Genomic DNA, 19926 nt, shown 5'->3' with positions numbered 1-19926 from the left:
CCTTGCCATCGTGGACGCTGCGCGCAGACCCGGCGCAGTTCGCCTGAGCCAGGTGCGCGRGGTTATTGCCCAGACCCCCGGCGCTGCGCGGTAAAATGAAGTAAAACGGCGGCGCGCCCGCCGGCTGCTCAGGTGCGCTTGCGATAGAGTAGGATCTCGCGATCGGACATGCTCACCTGGACGTCCATCGCCGTTTCCAGCGCCCGGAGAAAGCCACGCGGATCGTCGGCGTCGAACCGTCCGCCGACGTGCAGATCCTTGAGGCGAGGATCGGCGATTATGATTTTTCGAACGAGGTGGCGATTGTACTCGACCACCGCGGCGGGCAAGGGCTCGTCAACGAACAGGATGGCGCCGTCGCGCCAAGCCAGGGTTTCGGCGATGTCCTGGTCGGAGAGCGCACGGACCAGCGGCTCACCAGACCCTAGTAGCAGGACGCTTGGTTTCTGGATGGCCTCGTCGCCGCCGGTTTCGTCCACCACGGCTTGGCCACGCAGGATTGTCAGATCGAGCAGATCTTCCCGCAGCCGCGCGTTGTRGCGCCCCGGCCCCAGGCGCGCGCCGCCTCTCTTGCCTCGAAGGTGCACCGGCCCTGCGCCATCGGTCAGGTCTAGCGCGGCCTCGCCGCGTTCGAGCCAAAGGCTCAGACCTTGACGATCTCTTCGCCAGGACGCGGCGCTGTCGGTATTGAGGATGAGATCGCCGGCGCGCGGGAGCACGACCCGCTGGGTTCCGCCGACGGGGGTCGCGGCGCGATCGCGGGCGCTGACCTTGCCGGCCACAAGAGCGCCACCGCCCAAGGCCAGGACGCCAAGGCCGGCGGCGACAGCGGCTCGGCGCGAGACTTGAAACTCGTGCGTGGCGTCGCGCACATCTTGGCCTGCGAAGGTCGCCTTTCGGGCCGCATCGGCCACCCGCGCAAAAGCCAAAGCATGACGTGGATCGGCCGCGCGCCATTGCTCGAAAGCAGCCTCGTCGAGCGTTCCAAGGTCGGCACGCGCCAACCACTGCGCGGCCTCAGCGAGTGCGGGATCCGCCTGGCCCCTGAGGGTTGATCGCCGATTCTTGAACACGCCGGAACAGGGCCTTTCATCCGCATACAAAGGAAGACGTTTACGCCAGCCAACACCACCACATTTGTGTTCGCCAACCTGTCCTTTTTCCGCAGGCAAGACGCGGATCCGGACTTGGCGGCCCCTAGAACAACGTCATCTGAAATCCAGCCCAGACCGTACGGCCGTTCCTGCGGACCTGATAGGCGGGCCCATACCCGGTCACGCCCGCGCGATCGATCTCGCCGTCGTCCAGGAGATTTCGGCCCTCGACGAGGAGACGCAGGGCGCGGCTGACCTGCCAACTGGCCTGCAGGTCGACGAGCGCGCCGTAGGCGGTGCGGCGATCATTGGTCGGATCATAGGTGAAGATGGGCAGGGACGAGATTTTCTGGACGGCGAGATTGGCGGCGAACGGACCCSGGTTGTAGGCCAGGTTCAGGTTCGCGAAGCTGTGCGGCGCGGCCGCGACGAGCCGCACGTCGGTGGGCGCCGCGCCGCCGCCGCCATTGAGGGCCGTCACCCGATAGTCCAGATAGACGTAGGACAGGGTCACGCCGAGATTGCCCAGGGCCTGCGGCAGCACCGAGAGACGGGGATTGGACCAGGCGACCTCGATCCCTCGCACCCGGCCGAACACCTTCTTGCCGTTCACCTCACGCACGTTGCTGGTGTAGGTGGTGACCTCACGCACGCCGTCAGGCGCGATCGTCTGGCTGCTGCTGGCTGCGGGAATGTCGCGCAGGTCTTTGGCGAAAGCGCCCAACGACAGGTAGGCGCTGCGCCCATAGTAGTACTCCAACGAGGCGTCGTAGTTGGTCGAGCGGATCGGCATCAGATAGGGATTGCTGTAGCTGATCGAACGCGTTGCGGGCGCATCGTAGCTCGTGATCAGCCGGCGTCCGGCGCTGGTAATGGCGGGCCGCTCGAGGGTCTTGGTCATCGCCGCGCGCAGCTTCAGGGCCGAGGTGACGTCGTAGTAGCCGTAGAGGCTCGGCAGGAGGTGCCAGTAGGTCTGCTGGTAGTGCGACAGGCTGTAGCGTCCGGTGCTATCGGGGTCGTATTCGTCCAGCTCGCGATGGGTGTGGGCCGCCCGCAGCCCCCCGGAAATGCGCCCTCGCGTCCAGCCGTAGGAGGCGATGCCGTAGCCGAGCGCGATCACTTCGGACCCATTGAAGTTCTGTCCAGAGCCATCGGCCGGATCGCGCGCATAGAGGCCGCCGCCGTCGGGTGCGGGCCTACCCTCAAGGGCGAGGTGGTCCAGGACTGCGGCGGGGTCCCAAGTCACGGGCTCCAACAGCGTCACCGATGTGGCCGCCGAGACGCTCGAAAGCTGAAGACCAGCCATGGGCGCGAGCACGGAAAGACCGCGCTGAATAGTGCTGCGGTCCTGGGTCTTGAGTTGCACGCCGACCTTGACCCCAAGGCCTTCGTCGGCGGCCGAGGCGTTGTGCGCGTAGTCCGCGCGCGCAAAGTAGTTTTGGTCGCGGTTGAGGGCGTCGCCAATCGTCACTTTCGAGGCCAGGCGATAGTCGGCGGCATCGCCGGCCGGTGCGACGCCGAGCGGCATGAACGAAAGCGCGCCGTGGTCGAAGGCGTAGACCAAAGGGCGACTCAGAAGGGCCGAGGGCGCTGAAAAGCCGCCGCTCAGAGTGATCGGCTGGGCGGTCACCCGATTGTGGGTGACGCCCAGCCGCAGGAGCATCGCGTCCCCGCCAGGGGTTTCGTAGTCGACGCCGAGCTGGACGATGTGGTCGGTCAGTTTGGGGTGGCTACGGCCAAACCCGTAGTTCACCGCGCCAGCGCCGATCTGACCGCCGCCCGCCGTCGCGTCGATGGCCTCGCCGGCGACGATGCTCACCGTGGCGGTGCGTTGGTCGGCGATGAAGTCGTGCTGAAGGAAGAAATACTCGCCGAACAGGGACAGGCGTGGCGAAGGGCGCAGGTCGAGCCTGATCATCGCCGATCGGCGCTCGGTGCGCGTGTGGGTCTCCCCGCGGCTCAAGGCGCCGGTCGGCACGAGACGACCTCCGCTCTGGTCGTACCCTGTCACCGATACGGCGTCCTGGCGTGATTCCAGCCGGTCGAGATTGGCGCCGAGCGCAAGGCCGATGCGGCCGTCCTGGTCGAGCGCGCCTCTCCAGGTTCCGACGATGCGCAAAGGTCGCAGGGAACCCCCAAGCTCACCGGCGCGGCTGGCTGCGCCCGCAAGAACACGCAGGTCGCCGACGCGGCGGCCCTGGCTATCCAGGCCGGTGATCGAGGTGAAAGCCACGTGGGCGGAGTTGGCGTTCTCGTCGAGGTCGGGCGTTACCGTCGTCGTCACGGTCGCGGTTTTGATGAAGTAGGCCGGGAGGAGCTCGGTCGAGGTCGCGTGGGAGGAATTGACGTAGTCGCTTAGCAAGACCCCGTCGATCGACTGGGAGGCGGCGGCGTTGTTGAGCCCCCGGATTTGGACATATCGGCTCTCGCCGCTTTGGGTCTCGTTGCGCCGCACGCCCGGCAAGCGCGCCAGGACGTCAGAGGCGTCGAGGTTGGGCAGGCGCTGGATCTCCAGTTGGGTGACGGTGTCGCCGACCGTGTCGCCATGGCGCTTGAGGTCCGCCGAACGCATGCCCGCGGTGACGATGACTTCCTCGAGCGGGGACGCCGTGTCGCCCTGCGGCCTCTGGGGTTTTGACCGCCGAGGCCTCGTCTTGGCGACAACCGGCTCGGCCGGCCGCGCGCCGACGCGTAGGATGATGATCCGCCCGTCGTCCTGCGCCACCTCGAGTCCCGCTCCGGCGATCAGCTTGGCAAGCGCCAGACGCGGCTCCATGCGCCCCTTGAGACCTGGAGTACGACGTCCGACCACCAAATGCCCCGGAAAGAAAATCTGCACGCCGGCCTGCCCCGCGAACAAGTTCAGCGCCTCGCCGAGTGCACGCGGCGGAATGTCGAAGTCGCGCGCCTGGGCGAGGGCGGCGGTCGGGGCCAGCATCGTCAACGTGACAAACAACGCCAACAACGGCGTGCGCGATGCGAAGGCGCCCGGCTTCATGGTCTTGGCTTCCATGTCCGAACGCGTCTTGCCCCATACCAAGGATGATCGGCAGCCTCGTACGATTGCATTTCCAACAACAGCGTTTTTCGCGACCACCTTGCCGTCGCACATTTGGGCACGTCGAGGACCCTAGCGCAGGGCGGCCTTACGCGACGGGCGCGCGCCGCCGTCGGCCTTGGCGGCGGGAGCGGCTCGGGTCTCCTCAACCGCCGGGACCAGCGCCTGGGCGATCAACAGGTGAGCGCGGGCCAGGCGCTTTTCCAAGGTCGAGACGCTGACGCCAAGGCGTCGGGCGATCTCCCCAGGGGAATGGTCTTCGATCCGGCGCATCACGAAAACCCGTCGGCAACGCTCAGGCAGTCGCTTAAGCGCCGCGTTCAGGGCCGCCATTTGCTGGCGCCCGACCAAGACCCGATAGGCGTCGGGCGCCTCGTCGGGGACCTCGAAACCTTCCAGTTGGGAGAGTTGATCGAAACGGGCGATGCGGGCGCGCCGTAACCGCTCGATCGCCAGGTTGCGCATCATGCGCAGCATGTAGGGCTGCGGCGCCTCGATACGCGCCCACCCTTCGCTGGCCAGCACGCGCACGAAAGCTTCTTGCACGAGGTCCCCGGCCGCATCGGCGTCGTCGACCAGCTTGCGGGCAGCGGCCAGCAGAACCGGTTCGAGCGGCAGCACCTGCTCGATGAACCAGGTATCGATCGGCCGAAGGTGCGACACGGGCCTGGCGGGTCCTGCAGCAAGAGGCGCCGTCATTGGCGCGTCGACGCCGGCGGGGACGTGGCCGGCCATCCTGTTTACCCGATTTCACCAGCTCGCGCGAACAGCGCTGTCGGCCTTCGGCGAGATATGTGTGGAAGGTGATCCTGCCCTGGATATCCGGCATCGCAAAAATTCTTTGCGCGACTTGGAGGCAGGGCGCGCCAGGACCGTCCTTTAGACGCACCCGCACGGCGCGGTCTTGCAGCTCCACGTTGGCGACGTGACTTTGGAAACCGGAAACCAGGCGAGCGAGGCGACGACCTCAGGGACCTTGGCCGATCGACAGGCGGCCGAACGCGTCTCCTGTGGCGAGCGCGTCCTCAGTTTCGACGACTACGATCTGGTGCCTCAGCGCCGGTTGCTGCTGCACGCCGGAAGCCCGGTGCGGGTCGGCACACGCGCGCTCGACATCCTGTGCCTGCTGGTCGAACAGCGAGGCGAGCTCGTCAGCAAGGAGCAGCTGATGAGCTTTGCTTGGCCGGACACCTACGTCCATGAGAGCAATCTCAAGGTCAACATCGCCGCCCTGCGGCGGACCCTGCCCTCCCCGAACCCGCAGTTGCCCTATATCGCCACGGTCCCAGGCCGCGGCTACCGCTTCACCGCCCAGGTTCGAATCGGTACGGAGGTCAGCGCGGCTGTCGTCCCGCACTTGACCCTGCCGTCGGACCTCGTCCTGCCCGCCTCGCCGGCGATCATCGGACGGGACGACGATGTCGCCGCCCTCACCAAAAGCCTGGCCTTGAGCCGCTTCCTGACGATCGTCGGCCCCGCGGGCGTGGGCAAGACCGCCGTCGCCCTCGCCGTGGCCCGCCGCGCCGCCGAGCGCTTCGACGGCGGCGTGGTCTTCGTGGACCTGTCGACGATCGGCGATCCTCGTCTTGTCTGTCCGGCGATCGCCTCGGCGCTCGGCGCGGGCGGGCACGCCAGCGACCTCCTCGCAGGCATCGTCGAGGCTCTGCGCCATCAACGTCGWCTGCTGATCCTCGACAATTGCGAGCATGTCGTCTGCGCCACCTGCGTCGTAGCGGATCATCTTCGCTCGCTGCTTCCGGAGATCGGCATCCTGGCCACGAGCCGCGAGCCGCTACGCTCGCAGTACGAAAGCGTTCACAGCCTAGCGCCGCTGGCCTACCCGCATGAAGGACAGAGCCTTGGGCGGGACGCGGCGCTGGCCTTTCCGGCCGTCGCGCTCTTCGTGGCGCGGGCCAACGAGGCGGTCGGCTATGAACTGGACCAGGCCGATGTCGCCGCGGTCGCCGCGATCTGCCGGCGGCTCGACGGCATACCGCTGGCCATCGAGCTGGCCGCGCCTCGCCTGGCCTCGCACGACGTCCGGGGTCTGTTCGAGCGGCTGGAGCAGAGCTTCGAGTGGCTGAACTACGGTCCGCGTAACGCTCCGGCACGCCACCAAGCCCTGCTGGCGACGCTGGACTGGAGCTACCGGCTGCTTTCGGATCGCGAAGCCATGGTGCTGCGGCTCCTGTCGGTGTTCGCCGGGAGCTTCTCCCTGGAAGACGCCGTCGGTCTGGCGGGCGACAGCCAGCTGCTCGACGCCGACCTTGCCTGGTGCGTCGGCAATCTGGCCGCCAAGTCGCTGCTCGCGGCGAGCTTCGCCGACGGGCAGTTGCGCTACCGGCTCTTGGAGGCGACCCGCAGCTATGCGGCCGAACGGCTACGGCAGGCGGGCGAGGAGCCCTGGGCCCTGATGCGCCACGCCGAGCTCGTCCTGCAGTTTTTCGAACGCGCCGAGCATGACTGGCGTTGGCGCCTGCCCAGCGACTGGAGCGCGGTCTATGCCGCGCGACTGAACGACCTACGCAAGGCCATCGATTGGGCCCTGAGCGCGCCGTCGACGGCCGGGATCGGCCTGCGCCTGACGGCGGCGGCGATCCCGCTGTGGGAGGGTCTGTCACTGGTGGGTGAAAGCCGGCTGCGCGTCGGTCGGGCGCTCGCCTGCGCTCATGACCTTGATGATCTCGATCCGGTGCTGCGCATGAAGTTGAGCCTGGCTTATGCCTGGGCGCTGACCTTCGCCGAGCAGTTGGGACCGCAGGCCGACGAGACCTGGCGCGACAGCCTAGTCCTGGCCGAGAACGCAGGCTCGGTGGAGTATCGACTTCGCGCCCTTTGGGGTTGGGCGGTGCTGCAGTCCTTCACCGGCAGACACAGCCAGGTCCAGGCAAGGCTCGAGGCGTTCGCGGCGATCGTACGTGACGAGGACGAGCCGGATGCGGGTCCGGACGGTGAGCGCCTGGCGGCGATGACCGCCTTCTATCGCGGAGATCTGGACGGTGCCTACGCCAGGCTCGGCGCGCTGGCGCGCGAGCACCGGGAAGCGGGTCATCGCCCGGGGATCGCCCGCTTTCAGCTCGACCGTTTCGTGGCCATTCGCGCCTCTCTGGCGACCGTGGCCTGGATACGCGGCGACGCGGCGCAGGCCCAGCGGGTCGCCGCGGTGGCCGTGAGCGGCGCCGTCGAGATCGGTCACGACGTCTCTCTTGCCAACGCCCTGGCTCTGGCGGCGCTACCGGTGGCGCTGTGGAGCGGCCAGATCGACGAGGCGCAAACGCACCTGGCGGCGCTGATCGAGAGCCATCACCGCCGCGACATCGGCGTCTTCGGCCCGGTGAGCCGGTTCTTCGCCGGCGCGATCCAGCATGCGCGCGGCGACGCCGACGGCGTGGACGTCATGCGCTCGGCGGTGGAGGCGCTGACGGCGAGCAACTTCCTGGGTCGCCTGCCCTATTACGCCCTGACGCTGGCGCAGGCCGCGCTCGACAGCGACCGAACCGAAGTGGCGCTGGCCGGCATAAACCTCGCCCAAGATCATGCGCTGCGCCAAGACGAACAGTGGTGCATGCCCGAGGTTCTGCGTGTCCTTGGCCTGATCCAATGGCGCGAAGGCGATCACGACAAGGCCGAAGCGACGCTGCGCCAGGCCATCGGCCTGGCCGAAGCCCTTGGCGCCTGGGCGTTCGCACTCAAGGCGGCCGTCTGCCTGGTCGAGCGACGGCGCGGAACGGGCAGCCTTCCGGACGCGGCAACCTTGTTGCGGGACCTATGCGCGCGGGTCGATCAGGATGGCGCCAACCCCGATCTGACCCAGGCGTTCGCACTGCTCGGCGCGCTCGACGGCGCCTTGGCCAAACAGGTGGCCGCCCGCTAGGTCAAGGCTTCAGCCAAGCCTCCACGCGACGACTGTTGGCGCTCATCCACGCCCGCGCGGCTTGCCTGGGCGTGCAGGCGTCGAGGCTGACGAGGCGATCCATCTCGATGACGCCCTCGAGACCGATCGTCATGCGCTCCAGGACCTGGCGAACCCGCGGGGCAATGTCGGCGAGTCGCTCACGCGGCGCGGCCAGCACCCCGTCGTTGAGGCCTCCCAGAACACGTTGAGGATCGGACAAGGGGCGCAAACGGCCGTCCCGGTTCAGATATTGCGGCGTCCAGCACGGAAAGACGAACCACCGTCGCTCGGCGGTCGCCGCGTCGAAGGCGGCGATCCAGTCGGCTTGCGACCCGGCGCGCAGCGTGTAGCCAAGATCATCCAGGCCGTAGGCGATGATGGCGCGCTGGGACATGGCGTTGATCGCCGCCATCGGCGCACCGCCCTGGATGAGCTTGGTCATCCGCGCCGCCACGGACGGGCGCGCCAGGTCGGCGATGGATGAGACCTCCGTCTCGGGGACGTAGTCGGGACTCGCCCAGAAGAACCGCGCATCTCTGTAGAGGGTGGCCACCACCTCGGCGGCGGGACCATACCGCGCCCATTGGATAGCGTTGGCCTCCGGCAGCCATGCCGTGACCATCAGGTCGATCGCCCTTTCGCCGAGCCGTCGGAAGATCGTCTCGGACTCGTCGGCGACGACGCGTACGCGATGACCCAGCCGCGCCAGAACCTCTTGCACGACCGCGGCGACCACGTCGTGGAAGCCGATGTTGATCTGCCCCAGGATAAGGACATCGCGGTCGTCGGCCCCGGCGCCCGCGATATCCTGGCTCATCCTGGTGAACTCCAGTCGCAACGACCGCGCGGCGGATTCTGGCAGCGGTGGAAGGGCCTGCACGCGACGCGTGGAGGCCCTCGGGGACGCGGGTTTACGGACCGTAGCTTATCGGGTCGCCTGCGGGGGGCGAGTAAAGCCTTGTCAATTGCGGTGAGGATCAGCGGCCAGCCAGCCACGGTTGCGCAGGGCGATCGCCCGCTCGGGTTATTGTCGAAATTTCACCGCGCTTAATTTCAGGCTCTCGCGTCAGACCGTTAGCCTCCGCCAACAAGGCGGAGGCGCGAGATGAGTTTCTTCGAGAGCATGGTGGCGCTTTTGTCGGTCGCGATCCTGCTTCTGCAGCTCGCGCGGCGGACCAAGGCGCCCTACCCGGCCATGCTGGCGGCCACGGGCGTGGTTCTGGCCTTGCTTCCGCAAGCGCCCAGGATCCACCTGGATCCGCATACAGCCTTACCGCTCTTCATCGCGCCGGTGCTGGTCGACGCCGCCTTCGACTTTCCGCTCACGGCGCTTCGCCGCTACTGGCGCCCGCTGGTCGCCTTGGTGGTGGTGGCGGTCCTGCTCACGGCCGCGGCGGTGACCGCGGCGGGTGTGTATCTGGCTGGCCTGCCGTTCTGGGCGGCTCTGGCGCTGGGTGCGATCGTGGCGCCGCCGGACGCCGCGGCGGCCACGGCGGTTCTCAGCCAAGTCAGCATGCCCAGGCGATCGGTGACGGTTCTCAAGGGCGAGAGCCTGCTCAACGATGCTTCGGCGCTCCTGCTCTTCAGCGTCGCGACTTCCGCCCAGACCCATGGCGCGGTCGACGGGGTGCTGGCGTTGAAGATCGCGCTGGCCGTGCCCGGCGGGATTGTCTTCGGGATCGTGGTGGGCCGTCTCTTCCGCTGGTTCACGCCGCATCTGCACGGCACGCTGGGCGGCAATCTCCTGGATCTCGTCAGCACGCTGGCCGTCTGGCTGATCGCCGAGCGCTTGGGCCTTTCGCCCATCCTCTGTCTCGTGGCCTTCGCCATGACCATCGCGCGGACGGCGAGCCTGTCGACGCCGCCGCGCTCGCGCATCCACAGCTACGCCGTCTGGGACACCGCCGTCTTCCTAATCAACGTCCTGGCCTTCCTGTTGATGGGCCTGCAGGCGCGCACCATCGTGGCCGACATGTCGGCCGCGAGGCTTGAGCAGGCGGCCTGGTTCAGCGCCGTGGTGGTGGCCTGCGTCATCACCATCCGCATGGCTTGGCTCTTGACCTACAACCGTCTGGCCGCGCGCTACCGGTTCTTCCGCGGCTCGCTCGAGCCCGCGCCCTTCAAGCAGGGAGTGCTGATCGGCTGGTGCGGTATGAGGGGTCTGGTCACCCTGGCGACGGCTTTCGCCCTGCCAGCTGCTTTCCCACAACGCGATCTTATTGTCCTTTGCGCCTTCGCCGTGGTTCTGGCCACGCTCGTGGTCCAGGGCCTGAGCCTCGCGCCCCTCGTCAAGCTCCTGGGCCTCAACGACCAGAGTGACCTTTCGGTGGAGTTGGCCAGCACACGTGCGGCCATGGCAAGCGCGGCGCTCGAAACCTTCGCGCAGGAGACCGGGCCCGTCGCAGAGCACTGGCGCTTTGCGCTTCAGGCGCGCGAGACGGCGGCGAACTCCGAAGCTCCCTGCGTGAAGCTGGCCCAATGGCGGGCGCTGGGCCTCAAAGCGACGCGTCGCCAGCGCACACGGCTAGACGAACTCTGCCTTGCTCAAGCGGTCGGCCCCGACGCCTTCCTGATCATCCAGGAGGAGCTCGACTTTACCGAGGTCGCCCTGGGCAACGATCGCGAGCGTCACATCGAGGAGAACTGACGCCTGGCCAAGCACGCCGAAGATTCACCAGAACTTACTGGCGAAGCTGGCCCCAACCTCGAACCATCCCTCGTGAACCGGAAGAGCCCGCCCCAGGCCCCGCCGGACCACTTTGCGACCGTCTCCATGCCGGAGGGCCGCCGACGAGGAAGGACCGAACCGATGAAAGGCAAGCTCTCCGCTCTCACCCTGGCGCTGCTGGCGAGCGCCGGCGCCGCCTTGGCCGGCCCGCCCAACCACTCGACCAGCGTCGTGCTGGTCCACGGCGCCTTCGTCGACGGCGCCGGCTGGAAGGCGGTCCACGACGAACTTACCAACGACGGCTACGAGGTGCTCGTGGTCCAGAACTCGACCGAGACGCTCACTGGCGACGTGGCCGCCACCAAGCGCGCCATCGCCGATGCAAAGTACCCGGTCGTGCTGGTCGGCCACTCCTATGGCGGGGCGGTGATCACCGAAGCCGGTGGCGATCCCAAGGTGCGCAGCCTGGTCTATCTCGCCGCCTTCGCGCCCGACGCGGGCGAGTCCGTCCAGTCGCTGCTGGGCGGCTTTCCCAAGGACGCCCCGCCCGTGCCGATCGTGGCCAAGGACGGCTTTCTGACCTTGGACAAGGACAAGTTCCTGGTCCAGTTCGCGCCCGATGCGCCCAGAGACGTGGCCGCTTTCATGGCCGCCTCGCAGGTGCCGTGGGGCCAAGCCGCGCCGGCGACCAAGATCACCGCTCCGGCCTGGCGCGCCAAGCCGACCTATTATGTCGTCACCGGCGACGATCTGATCATTCCGCCACCGGCCCAACGCGACATGGCCAAGCGCGCTTCGGCCAAGACCACCGAGGTCAAAAGCAGCCACGCCATCATGATCTCGCACCCCCACGAGGTCACCACCGCCATCGAGACGGCGGCCGCGTCGGCCAATTGACCCGGCGCCCCGGGGGCTGGCGATAGCCCCCGGGGCTTGTGTCCCCGCCCGCCAGACAACGGATCGAAAGGAGTGACCAGCGCGGTGATGCCCTCTCTTGATGATCGGTTCGGGGCTGACACACACCTTCATCCTCCCCGCGAGTGGGGCGATCTGCGGGTCGAACATCGACGGATCGACCCCGGTTCGTTGAAGCCCGCCTCGATGCAATGTGTTGTCGCTACAGTTGCTTTGGCAGGTCGCGCCCCGTTCGAACGGGAAGCAAACGGGGTGCTCCGTCGGGGGTTCATCGAACAAGGGATGGCGTCGATCGATCCCATCGGGCTTCAGGAGACGGTGTCGCAGATCAAGGCGCCGGTCGAGTTCCTGCACATGTACCTGGCGCCGGCGGCATTCGATCTCAGCGCGGAGGCAGACTTCGATCTCGATCCAGCCAGGACCCGCCTGGCCTTTGCCGGTGGGATAAGGGACCCGCTGTTGGTGCAAATCGCGCTCGCGTTGCGGGCGATCGTGTCGCGTCCAGCAGAGGTTACAGATAGGCTTTTCGTCGATGGCGCACGCTCGATGCTCGTCGCCCATCTGCTGTCCAAGTACGGATATGACCGATGGCAGCGTCACGGCGCCGAACCGGACCTTGATCCCCGAAGGCTCGCGCGGGTGATGAACTACATCGAGAGCCACTTTGCCGAACCGCTAGCACTGGCGGAATTGGCCGAGCAGGCCTGTCTCAGCGAGTATCATTTCTGTCGTCTGTTCAAGAAGGCGACGGGCCTCTCGCCGCACAGATATGTCACCGAGCGGCGCATCCGGGATGCTCAGGTCCGCTTGGCACGGGGCCGCGCGTCAATGAGCGAGGTTGCGCTCGAGGCGGGGTTCGGTTCGCAGGGCAACTTCAATCGCCTCTTTCGCCGGCATACGGGAATGACGCCGCGTCAGTTCCGGACCGAGCAGCGCGATTGAGGGTGGCTTTTCTCATTCAGCAGGAAACGCACGAAAATGCGCAGGAACGGCGAATACTGCCGGGCCAGTTCGGAGGATAACGCTTCCGCATCACCGAGCGGGTGTTGCCACGGCAAGGCTCGTCGGAGCGAAAGACCTCTCAGGTCAACGCATGAATCTTTTCAACCGGCTGATGCCTAAAAGCCTATATGGAGCCTTTCGATGTCCACGATCACTACAAAAGACGGCGTAAACATCTTCTACAAGGATTGGGGATCAGGTCAGCCGATCGTTTTCAGCCACGGTTGGCCGCTGACGGCGGACGACTGGGATGCCCAGATGATGTTCTTCCTCAATCATGGGTATCGGGTGATCGCCCACGACCGGCGCGGCCACGGCCGGTCCGACCAGCCCAGCGCCGGCAACGACATGGAGCACTGGGTTGCCGACCTGGCGGCCCTGACCGAACACCTCGACCTGCGCGACGCGATCCATATCGGGCATTCGACAGGTGGCGGTGAGGTGGCTCGCTATGTCGCTCGCTACCCCGAGCGCGTCGCCAAGGCCGTGCTCGTCGCCTCCTTGACGCCGAACATGTACAAGAGCCAGGACAACCCGTCCGGTCAGCCGCCGGAGTGGTTCGAAACCATTCGCGCGGGGATGCTGGCCAACCGTGCGGAATTCTTCCGTTTCGTCCCGGAAAATCCGTTCTACGGCTACAACCTCGATGGGGCCAAGCCTTCGGAGGCGATCATCGCAAACTGGTGGCGCCAAGGCATGGCCGGCGGCGCGCTTGCTCACTACGCGACTGTCGCCTCTTGGCTTGAGGATTATACCGAAGACCTCAAGAAGATCACCGTGCCGGTGCTGGTGATGCATGGCGAGGCTGACCAAGTCGTCCCGTTCGCCAGTTCCGTGCCGCGTGCGGTCGACGTGCTCAAGAACGGGTCGCTGAAGACCTATCCCGGCTACCCGCATGGCATGCTGACCACGCATGCGGATGTCCTGAACGCCGACCTGCTCTCGTTCATCAGGTCTTGATGACATCTCTCCCCGGTCATCGCCTATGGTGAAGACCGGGGCGCGTAAATTGAGGAGGGTTCGGGTTTCGTCTTAGTGACGAAGGACGAACATGAAGCTCAAACTTTCCTCGATGCCGGTAAATCGCAGTGAAAATGCCGAGGCTCCCGATGGGCCTGACCCCGTCGAGCTCACGCCGGCGGCTATCCGACGGCTTGGTCCTGGGCTGGCTTTTCGGGCCCAAGACCAAGCCGAAGAGTATCACCGGCGCATCGGCTGCCGGCGCCAATAGACGAGCGAGCGCCACATCCATTCTAGCGGGCCATAGGTGAAGGCGCGCAGCCACAAGGCGCTGACCACGAGATTCACCGCCCAGACGCCCAGGATGGCGTAAATCTGCTGATAGTAGTCGAGCGCCCCATAGAGCTTCCAAGGCCCCCAGGCGAACAAGACCTGACAAAGCAGGCTCGTCAGGATGTAGTTGCTGAACGCCGTGCGTCCGACATTGGCCAGAGCCGCCGTCATGCCCCTGAGCCACCCGCTCTTGACGACCAGCAGGACGACCGAAGCGTTGGCGATCGCGCCAGCGAAGATCTCCACGGCGTAGGGCTGATAGATCCAGCGGGTCACCGAAGCCACGGTGAAGCCCTTGGCGACGACCATCGCCACCCCGGTCAGCACGATCGGCGCGGCGACGCCATAGCCCACCAACGCCGTCGTCAGGTAGGTCGCCCGAGACCGCGCCCCGGTCAGGAAGCCGGACTTGAACAGCCCCATGCCCAGCGACATGCTGCCGGTGACTTCGAGGATCCAACCCGAGCGGAACAGCATGACGACGAAATCGAAATAGCCCGAAGCTCGCGACGGGAGGCTATCCAGGTAAGGCTGGCGACCCTGCGCGATGCTCCGCTGAATACCTGCAGGTTCGGCCGCCTTGGCCTTGGCCTCGTCTTCGATGGCCGCCTTTTGCGCCCGCGACGGCGCATAGCCCTCGGCGAGCGCGACCGCGCCCTCGGCGCGCAGACGTTCGGCGCTCAGAACCTGCGGGACGTCCATGGCCCGCACGACGCCCAAGGTACCTCCCAGCACCCCGATGACGAGCCCCACCACGATCAGGCGCTTGGCCGCCACGTGGCGGAGCGGAAACATCACCAGCAAGGCCACTAGGGCGTACTGCGAGAGGATATCGCCCTGCCAGATCAACGTCCCGTGCACGATACCAAACAGCAGCAGCCACATGTTGCGACGACAGAAGATGTCGGCGGCTTTGGCGGAGGGACCGCGCGCCTCGATGCGGCTGGTGATTAGAACGATGCCCGCGCCATAGAGGATCGAGAACAGCGTGCGCATCTTGCCTTCGAAGAACAGCCACTTGATCGCGAAGATCACGAGGTCCAGCGTCGCGTGCCAGCCGACGAAGGCGGGCTTGGCCACGCCAAGGGGCACGTCGTGAAGGGCGGCAGGGCCGCTGAAGCTCTCGATGTTCAAGACCAGGATGCCCAGCAGGGCGAAGCCGCGCAGGACGTCGAGCGCGGCGATGCGCTGGGTCGGCGCGACCGGCCCGTCCACGGCGGCGCTCGGCGCCCCGCCCGCTTCTAGGTCTGTCGTGATCTCATGTGATGTGTACTGCACCATAATACTCCGGTTCGCGCGACGAGCTCGTGGCGCGTTGACCGCCAGCAGGCCGACGACGTCGGAAATCAGCTGGCGGATAGGCGGCGCTGGCTAGCGCGGTCGGTCCGGCAACGTTGGTAAAATGTCGTGAAATGGCAGGCAGCACCGAGACTTGCTCCGTGTGGCTTGGACAAATCGAACGCCTGCGCCCGGGCTTGTCCAAAGTGCGCCAAGGTGTGTGGTGAGACACAGATCCTCGGACTAGCGACGGCCCTCAACCTGCGAATTCCGCGCTTACCTCCGCGGGCCGAAGCGGATTAGAGCCGCTCCATGCCCGTTCCCGCCGCCCTCGCCGCCGCCCTCATCGCCTGCACCGCGCCGAGCGTTCACGATGGCGACACCCTGCGCTGCGGTTCCGAGCGGGTGCGGCTCTTCGGCGTCGACGCGCCCGAGGTGCGACGCGGCCAGACCCCAGCCGAGCCCTTCGCCTATGAGGCCCGGAATGAGTTGATCCGCCTGACCCGTGGCCGCGTGGCCTGTCGGTTCGTCGCGCGCGACCGCTATGGCCGGTTCGTCGGCAAGTGCTGGTCCAGCGCCAGTCCGGACGTCAACGCCGCGCTCATCCGCTCGGGGCTCACCACCGAGTATCGTCGCTACAGCAAGGGCGCCTACGCCAAGGCTGAAGCGGACGCCAAGGCGGCCGGTCGCGGGCAATGGGCCGACGGCGCGGCCTTGGCCAAGCCATAGAGGCGTAAGCCCGAACCGCGCCTTCGAGGACGGGACGGCCCCCCGGGCGACGCCTCAGCCGGGCTTGGGCAGACCCGCGGCCAGCAGCTCGTCCTTGGTCACGTACCGCTGCGAACCATAATAGGCCTTCAAGCGCGCCGGATCGTTCTGGCCAGGATCCATCAGCCAGCGCGTGTGCCAGGTCATGAACCACAGCCAGTCGGCCTGCGGTCCAAGCAAGGCCGGATCGGGAATGGGCCCGTTCTCATGCAGGCAGATCGGCACGCTGTCGCCGACGATCGCCTTGACCGCCCCGAACATCGGCCCGAGCGCCCCGTGATCCTCGACATAGATGTCGGCGCCGGCGACATCGACGCGCTCGCGGCCCGGATACCAAGCCGGATCGACGTTCTGGCCGRCCCAGCCCAGCACCCAGATCAGGTTGTCCAGGCCCCGGCGGCGGGTGAACTCGTCGTACATCAGCGCCCATAGCGCCTTGAAGGCCTGCGGACCGTGCTTGCCCCACCAGAACCAGTCGCCGCTGAACTCGTGCAGCGGCCGCCAGAGCACCGGCACGCGTCGGTCGCGCAACACGGTCAGGAGGTCGGCGATCGCGTCCAGGTCGCGATGCAAAGCCCAGTTCTGCGGCGTCCCCGGCTTCAAGGCGGCGACCAAGTCGAAGTCCTTCTTGGAGTTCTCGTACCCCGTCCCGACGTCCGGCGCCCCCCAGTGCCAGCACAGGGTGACGATCCCGCCCGAGCGATGCCAAGCCGTGGCCCGCTCGTTGACCGCGGCGTTGTCGCGCGGATCCATGTAGTCGAGGCCGAGGATGGCCGGCTGGCGGCCGGTCACCCGCGCCAGGTAATCCAGCTCGCCCCGGGGACCGGCGCGGGCCACGCCCAGCTCCTGCTGGCCGGTCAGTGTCTTGCGGCCGTAGAGGCTCCAGAGAAAGTCGTAGAGGGCGCGGGCCTGCGCCGAAGGCCGAGGATTGCTCAGGCGGCGTGAGGACGCCGCCTCGCCTGCCCCACCAACCGTCGCCAGCGCCAGGCCCGTGGCCAGGGTCGAGCGCCTGGAAACCCTCATGCCGTTCCCATCTTGTCCCTGGCCCCTAGCCACGCTCGGAGAACCGGTCATAGGCGTCGATGCGCCGGGCCAGCAGGTCGATCTCGCCGCCGTAGATTTCCTGGCGCAGGAACAAAAGCTCGGCGTCCTTGTCGGCCTCGGCGACGTCGACATACCAGCAGCGCGAGGGCACCGCGTCGTCGCCGTTCCAGCGATAGCCACGGGCCTTGAGCCTGTCCTTCATGGCGAACGGCGAGTTCTCGGCCCAGATCCGCCAGGTCGGAAGGCGCGCCCGCTCCAGCAGGGCGGCCAGGGCCGGAACCCCGCTCTTGGGCAGGTCGGTCGCCAGCAGCTCGATGGCCGCGGCGCAGTCATTGACCGCCCGGTGACGGTCGTAGAAGAACCCGGCCCCGGCGGCGAGCCAGGCCAGCTTTACGCCCTCGTGCCCCTCGGCGGCCCAGTCGACCTGGCTCATCGAGCAGGCCCAAGGCTTGGTGCGGAACACCTCGCAGAAGCGCTCGAGGAAGCGGCGGTCGAAGGCGGCGTTGTGGGCGATGACCAGGGCGGCCGGCGCCGCCGCGGCCGTCACGGCGTCCAGGTCGAGGGTTTGGCCGGCGACCATGGCGTCATTGATGCCAGTCAGGGCGGTGATCTCCGGCGGAATCGGCCGTTCTGGCTGGCGAAACCCGTGGAAGGCCTCGCCGATCTCGTAGATCCGCCCGTCCATCCCATAGCGGAACGGGACCATGGCCAGTTCGATGATCTCGTCCTGGCGCCAGTCCAGGCCCGTGGTCTCGACATCGACGAACAGGCCCGTGCGGACGACGACGCCGTCGGGGATCGCCACCGGCGGCCGCGGCGAGAGCCGGCGCAGCACGCGGTACTCGCCGCTCGCCCGCAGCGCAGCGGCCATCGCTTCCAGATCCAGAGCCTGCTCGGTCATGGTTCTTGGCATAGCACCACGAGCGATTCCCGGGCCAGCCGAGGGCCGCGACGGACCAATCCCCATTTCGCGTTCCGGTCGATTGACTCTCGTCCGTCCATGAGAACAATTAAAGAACAACCTGGACATCCGCCATGCCCCCTCCCCCGCGTCGCGGGCGCCTCGCCGCGCCCGCCGACCAGCCGCCCCGTGTCTGGCGCAAGAGCATCGAGAAACTGACCCGCCAGCGCGAACGCACCGGCGATCCAACCAGCCGCACCCTCTGCTTCACCTTTCCCGGCGGCCACCGCGCCTCGCGCAGCCGCGTGACCTTCGTCTCGCCCGRACACGTCCCCGACTTCGATGGCGACGAGGCCTGGTTCGAGATGGCGCTGACGGCCGGCGTCCCGTGGTCGTATTGGCGCGCCGTGCGCCAAGTCGATCCGCCCGCGGCCTCCGAACGAGACGGCGAGGCGCGGCGATGAGCGTCCAGCCAAGCCTYTTTGACCTGCCGCCGGCGCCGCGCCGGCCCATGCCGCAGGGCTTCGCCTACCAGCCCGACCTGATCGGCCCGGCCGAGGAGCGCGATCTGGTGCGCCGGTTCGAGGGCCTGGACTTCAAGTCTTACGAGCACCTCGGCTATCTGGGCAATCGCCGGGTCGCCAGCTTCGGCTGGCAGCGGGACGACAGCGGCCAGATGATCGAGACCGGCGAACCGATCCCCGACTTTCTGAGCTCGCTGCTGGGCAAGGTCGCCGCCTTCACTGGCCTGGCCCGTGAAAGCTTCCGCCACGCCCTGGTCACCGAGTACGCCCCCGGCGCCGGCATCGGCTGGCATCGTGACCGGCCGCCGGCCGTGGCCATCGCCGGCGTCTCGCTGGTCTCGCCCTGCAGCTTTCGCCTGCGGCGCAGGGCCGGAGAGACCTGGGACCGGGCCACGATCCAGGCCCAGCCCCGCTCGGCCTATCTGATGAGCGGGCCGGCCCGCAGCGACTGGCAGCACAGCATCCCGCCGGTCGCAGCGCTGCGTTATTCGGTGACGTTCCGGACCGTGCGCACTCCAAGGGCAAGCTACTGACGGATACGTGTTGGCGCCTGGCGAAACCCCAAACGGCGCGACAGCGTTGGGGCCGGGGACGGAGGACCCAGCATGATCGAACGAACCTACCAGCAAGGCGACCAGGTGCTGCGCACCGGCGTCAACCTGCCCCATCTGGGCGTCTACAGCGGCCAGGTCTACGAGGTCGAGGATTTCGAGCGCCATCACGCCGAAGGCCTCTATGTCCGCGGCGTGCCGGAAGGCCTGGACCCGGGCAGCTTCCAACCGATCGAGGCTTGAGGCCCACCAAGGTCGGCGATGCCCGGTGAAGATCGCCACCTTCAACATCAACAACGTCGTCAAGCGCCTGGACAACCTGATCGACTGGCTGGCCGAGGCCGAGCCGGACGTCGTTTGTCTCCAGGAACTGAAGGCCGAGCAAGGCGCCTTTCCGGCCGCGCCCCTGGCCCAGCTGGGCTACAACGCCGTCTGGAAAGGCCAGCGCAGCTGGAACGGGGTCGCGATCCTGGCGCGCGAGGCCGAGCCGATCGTCACTCGCACCGCCCTGCCCGGCGATCCGGCCGACATCCAAGCCCGCTACATCGAGGCGGCGGTCAACGGCGTGCTGGTGGCCAGCCTCTACCTGCCCAACGGCAATCCTCGGCCGGGCCCCAAGTTCGACTATAAGCTGGCCTGGTTCGAGCGCCTGATCGCCCACGCTGAAGACCTGCGATCCAGCGGCGCGCCGGTGGTGCTGGCCGGCGACTACAATGTCGTCCCCACCGAGGCCGACATCTATCAGCCGCACTCGTGGGCCGACGACGCGCTGCTGCAGCCGGAGGTGCGAGCCGCCTACCAGCGCCTACTGGATCAAGGCTGGAGCGACGCCCTGCGCCAGCTCCATCCGACCGGCCCGCTTTGGACCTTCTGGGCCTATCTCTGAAACCGCTGGTCGAGCGACAAGGGCCTGCGGCTGGACCACCTGCTGCTGA

General features: G+C 67.2%; 17 protein-coding genes. 10 read left to right on the top strand and 7 right to left on the bottom strand.

Annotated elements, in window-relative coordinates; genetic code table 11:
* Window positions 1-128: 128 nt before the first annotated feature.
* The 3 genes from AC1DSO_RS05410 to AC1DSO_RS05400 all read right to left on the bottom strand — a co-directional run bounded on the left by AC1DSO_RS05410 (window position 129) and on the right by AC1DSO_RS05400 (window position 4815).
* Window positions 129-1172, bottom strand: coding sequence for a DUF4880 domain-containing protein (locus AC1DSO_RS05410; RefSeq protein ID WP_477067872.1), 1044 nt, complete (start codon window positions 1170-1172; stop codon window positions 129-131).
* A 25-nt stretch (window positions 1173-1197) separates the two neighbouring features.
* A complete protein-coding gene (locus tag AC1DSO_RS05405) occupies window positions 1198-4107 on the bottom strand; it encodes a TonB-dependent receptor domain-containing protein (protein ID WP_477067871.1) in 2910 nt (969 codons plus the stop codon).
* A gap of 117 nt (window positions 4108-4224) precedes the next feature.
* A complete protein-coding gene (locus tag AC1DSO_RS05400) occupies window positions 4225-4815 on the bottom strand; it encodes an RNA polymerase sigma factor (protein WP_477067870.1) in 591 nt (196 codons plus the stop codon).
* Window positions 4816-5056: 241 nt separating this feature from the next.
* Between AC1DSO_RS05400 and AC1DSO_RS05395 the strand changes: the two genes are divergently transcribed.
* Window positions 5057-8026 (top strand): ATP-binding protein, encoded by a 2970-nt coding sequence (locus tag AC1DSO_RS05395; RefSeq protein WP_477067869.1) that lies wholly within the window; start codon window positions 5057-5059, stop codon window positions 8024-8026.
* 1 nt (window position 8027) lies between these two features.
* On the opposite strand, the gene AC1DSO_RS05390 is transcribed toward AC1DSO_RS05395, so the two are convergent.
* Complete coding sequence (locus AC1DSO_RS05390) at window positions 8028-8864, bottom strand: glycine betaine ABC transporter substrate-binding protein (RefSeq protein ID WP_477067868.1); 837 nt, start codon at window positions 8862-8864, stop codon at window positions 8028-8030.
* Window positions 8865-9152: 288 nt separating this feature from the next.
* Between AC1DSO_RS05390 and AC1DSO_RS05385 the strand changes: the two genes are divergently transcribed.
* The 4 genes from AC1DSO_RS05385 (at window position 9153) to AC1DSO_RS05370 (ending at window position 13592) form a co-directional block, all read left to right on the top strand.
* On the top strand, window positions 9153-10694 hold the full coding sequence (locus AC1DSO_RS05385) for a cation:proton antiporter (RefSeq protein ID WP_477067867.1): 1542 nt from the start codon (window positions 9153-9155) through the stop codon (window positions 10692-10694).
* Window positions 10695-10856: 162 nt separating this feature from the next.
* Complete coding sequence (locus AC1DSO_RS05380; RefSeq protein ID WP_477067866.1) at window positions 10857-11612, top strand: alpha/beta hydrolase; 756 nt, start codon at window positions 10857-10859, stop codon at window positions 11610-11612.
* 300 nt (window positions 11613-11912) lie between these two features.
* Window positions 11913-12572, top strand: a complete 660-nt coding sequence (locus AC1DSO_RS05375) for an AraC family transcriptional regulator (protein WP_477067865.1) — start codon at window positions 11913-11915, stop codon at window positions 12570-12572.
* A gap of 201 nt (window positions 12573-12773) precedes the next feature.
* Window positions 12774-13592 carry an alpha/beta fold hydrolase gene (locus AC1DSO_RS05370; RefSeq protein ID WP_477067864.1) on the top strand — a complete coding sequence of 273 codons (819 nt, stop codon included), beginning with the start codon at window positions 12774-12776 and terminating at the stop codon, window positions 13590-13592.
* A 240-nt stretch (window positions 13593-13832) separates the two neighbouring features.
* Here AC1DSO_RS05370 and AC1DSO_RS05365 read toward each other — a convergent pair whose 3' ends face one another.
* Window positions 13833-15140: a DUF418 domain-containing protein gene (locus tag AC1DSO_RS05365; RefSeq protein ID WP_477067863.1), complete on the bottom strand. Its 1308-nt coding sequence runs from the start codon at window positions 15138-15140 to the stop codon at window positions 13833-13835.
* A gap of 375 nt (window positions 15141-15515) precedes the next feature.
* On the opposite strand from AC1DSO_RS05365, the gene AC1DSO_RS05360 reads away from it, so the two are divergent.
* Complete coding sequence (locus tag AC1DSO_RS05360; protein WP_477067862.1) at window positions 15516-15932, top strand: thermonuclease family protein; 417 nt, start codon at window positions 15516-15518, stop codon at window positions 15930-15932.
* Between the two features lie 54 nt (window positions 15933-15986).
* On the opposite strand, the gene AC1DSO_RS05355 is transcribed toward AC1DSO_RS05360, so the two are convergent.
* A complete protein-coding gene (locus tag AC1DSO_RS05355) occupies window positions 15987-16994 on the bottom strand; it encodes a glycosyl hydrolase (RefSeq protein WP_477067861.1) in 1008 nt (335 codons plus the stop codon).
* 25 nt (window positions 16995-17019) lie between these two features.
* The gene (locus AC1DSO_RS05350) at window positions 17020-17916 is read right to left on the bottom strand and encodes a 3'-5' exonuclease (protein ID WP_477067860.1); all 897 of its coding nucleotides are present in this window, start codon (window positions 17914-17916) and stop codon (window positions 17020-17022) included.
* 134 nt (window positions 17917-18050) lie between these two features.
* Here AC1DSO_RS05350 and AC1DSO_RS05345 point away from each other — a divergent pair, with 134 nt between their 5' ends.
* The 4 genes from AC1DSO_RS05345 to AC1DSO_RS05330 all read left to right on the top strand — a co-directional run bounded on the left by AC1DSO_RS05345 (window position 18051) and on the right by AC1DSO_RS05330 (window position 19877).
* Window positions 18051-18380 carry a hypothetical protein gene (locus tag AC1DSO_RS05345; RefSeq protein WP_477067859.1) on the top strand — a complete coding sequence of 110 codons (330 nt, stop codon included), beginning with the start codon at window positions 18051-18053 and terminating at the stop codon, window positions 18378-18380.
* The gene (locus AC1DSO_RS05340; protein ID WP_477067858.1) at window positions 18377-18973 is read left to right on the top strand and encodes an alpha-ketoglutarate-dependent dioxygenase AlkB; all 597 of its coding nucleotides are present in this window, start codon (window positions 18377-18379) and stop codon (window positions 18971-18973) included. The genes AC1DSO_RS05345 and AC1DSO_RS05340 overlap by 4 nt, the downstream gene beginning before the upstream one ends.
* A gap of 72 nt (window positions 18974-19045) precedes the next feature.
* Window positions 19046-19234: a hypothetical protein gene (locus AC1DSO_RS05335; protein WP_310083234.1), complete on the top strand. Its 189-nt coding sequence runs from the start codon at window positions 19046-19048 to the stop codon at window positions 19232-19234.
* A 25-nt stretch (window positions 19235-19259) separates the two neighbouring features.
* Window positions 19260-19877 carry an exodeoxyribonuclease III gene (locus AC1DSO_RS05330; RefSeq protein ID WP_477067857.1) on the top strand — a complete coding sequence of 206 codons (618 nt, stop codon included), beginning with the start codon at window positions 19260-19262 and terminating at the stop codon, window positions 19875-19877.
* The last annotated feature ends 49 nt before the right edge of the window (window positions 19878-19926 follow it).

It is taken from the genome of Caulobacter sp. P4_E5, from assembly GCF_056401555.1.
This window is presented reverse-complemented; position numbering and strand designations above follow the sequence as displayed.

What these genes read in the sequence shown, in the direction of transcription:
- AC1DSO_RS05370 (WP_477067864.1), top strand. Translation starts at nt 12,774, where the DNA reads ATGTCCACGATCACTACAAAAGACGGCGTAAACATCTTCTACAAGGAT.
- AC1DSO_RS05360 (WP_477067862.1), top strand. Translation starts at nt 15,516, where the DNA reads ATGCCCGTTCCCGCCGCCCTCGCCGCCGCCCTCATCGCCTGCACCGCG.
- AC1DSO_RS05375 (WP_477067865.1), top strand. Translation starts at nt 11,913, where the DNA reads ATGGCGTCGATCGATCCCATCGGGCTTCAGGAGACGGTGTCGCAGATC.
- AC1DSO_RS05390 (WP_477067868.1), bottom strand. Translation starts at nt 8,864, where the DNA reads ATGAGCCAGGATATCGCGGGCGCCGGGGCCGACGACCGCGATGTCCTT.
- AC1DSO_RS05350 (WP_477067860.1), bottom strand. Translation starts at nt 17,916, where the DNA reads ATGACCGAGCAGGCTCTGGATCTGGAAGCGATGGCCGCTGCGCTGCGG.
- AC1DSO_RS05380 (WP_477067866.1), top strand. Translation starts at nt 10,857, where the DNA reads ATGAAAGGCAAGCTCTCCGCTCTCACCCTGGCGCTGCTGGCGAGCGCC.
- AC1DSO_RS05335 (WP_310083234.1), top strand. Translation starts at nt 19,046, where the DNA reads ATGATCGAACGAACCTACCAGCAAGGCGACCAGGTGCTGCGCACCGGC.
- AC1DSO_RS05385 (WP_477067867.1), top strand. Translation starts at nt 9,153, where the DNA reads ATGAGTTTCTTCGAGAGCATGGTGGCGCTTTTGTCGGTCGCGATCCTG.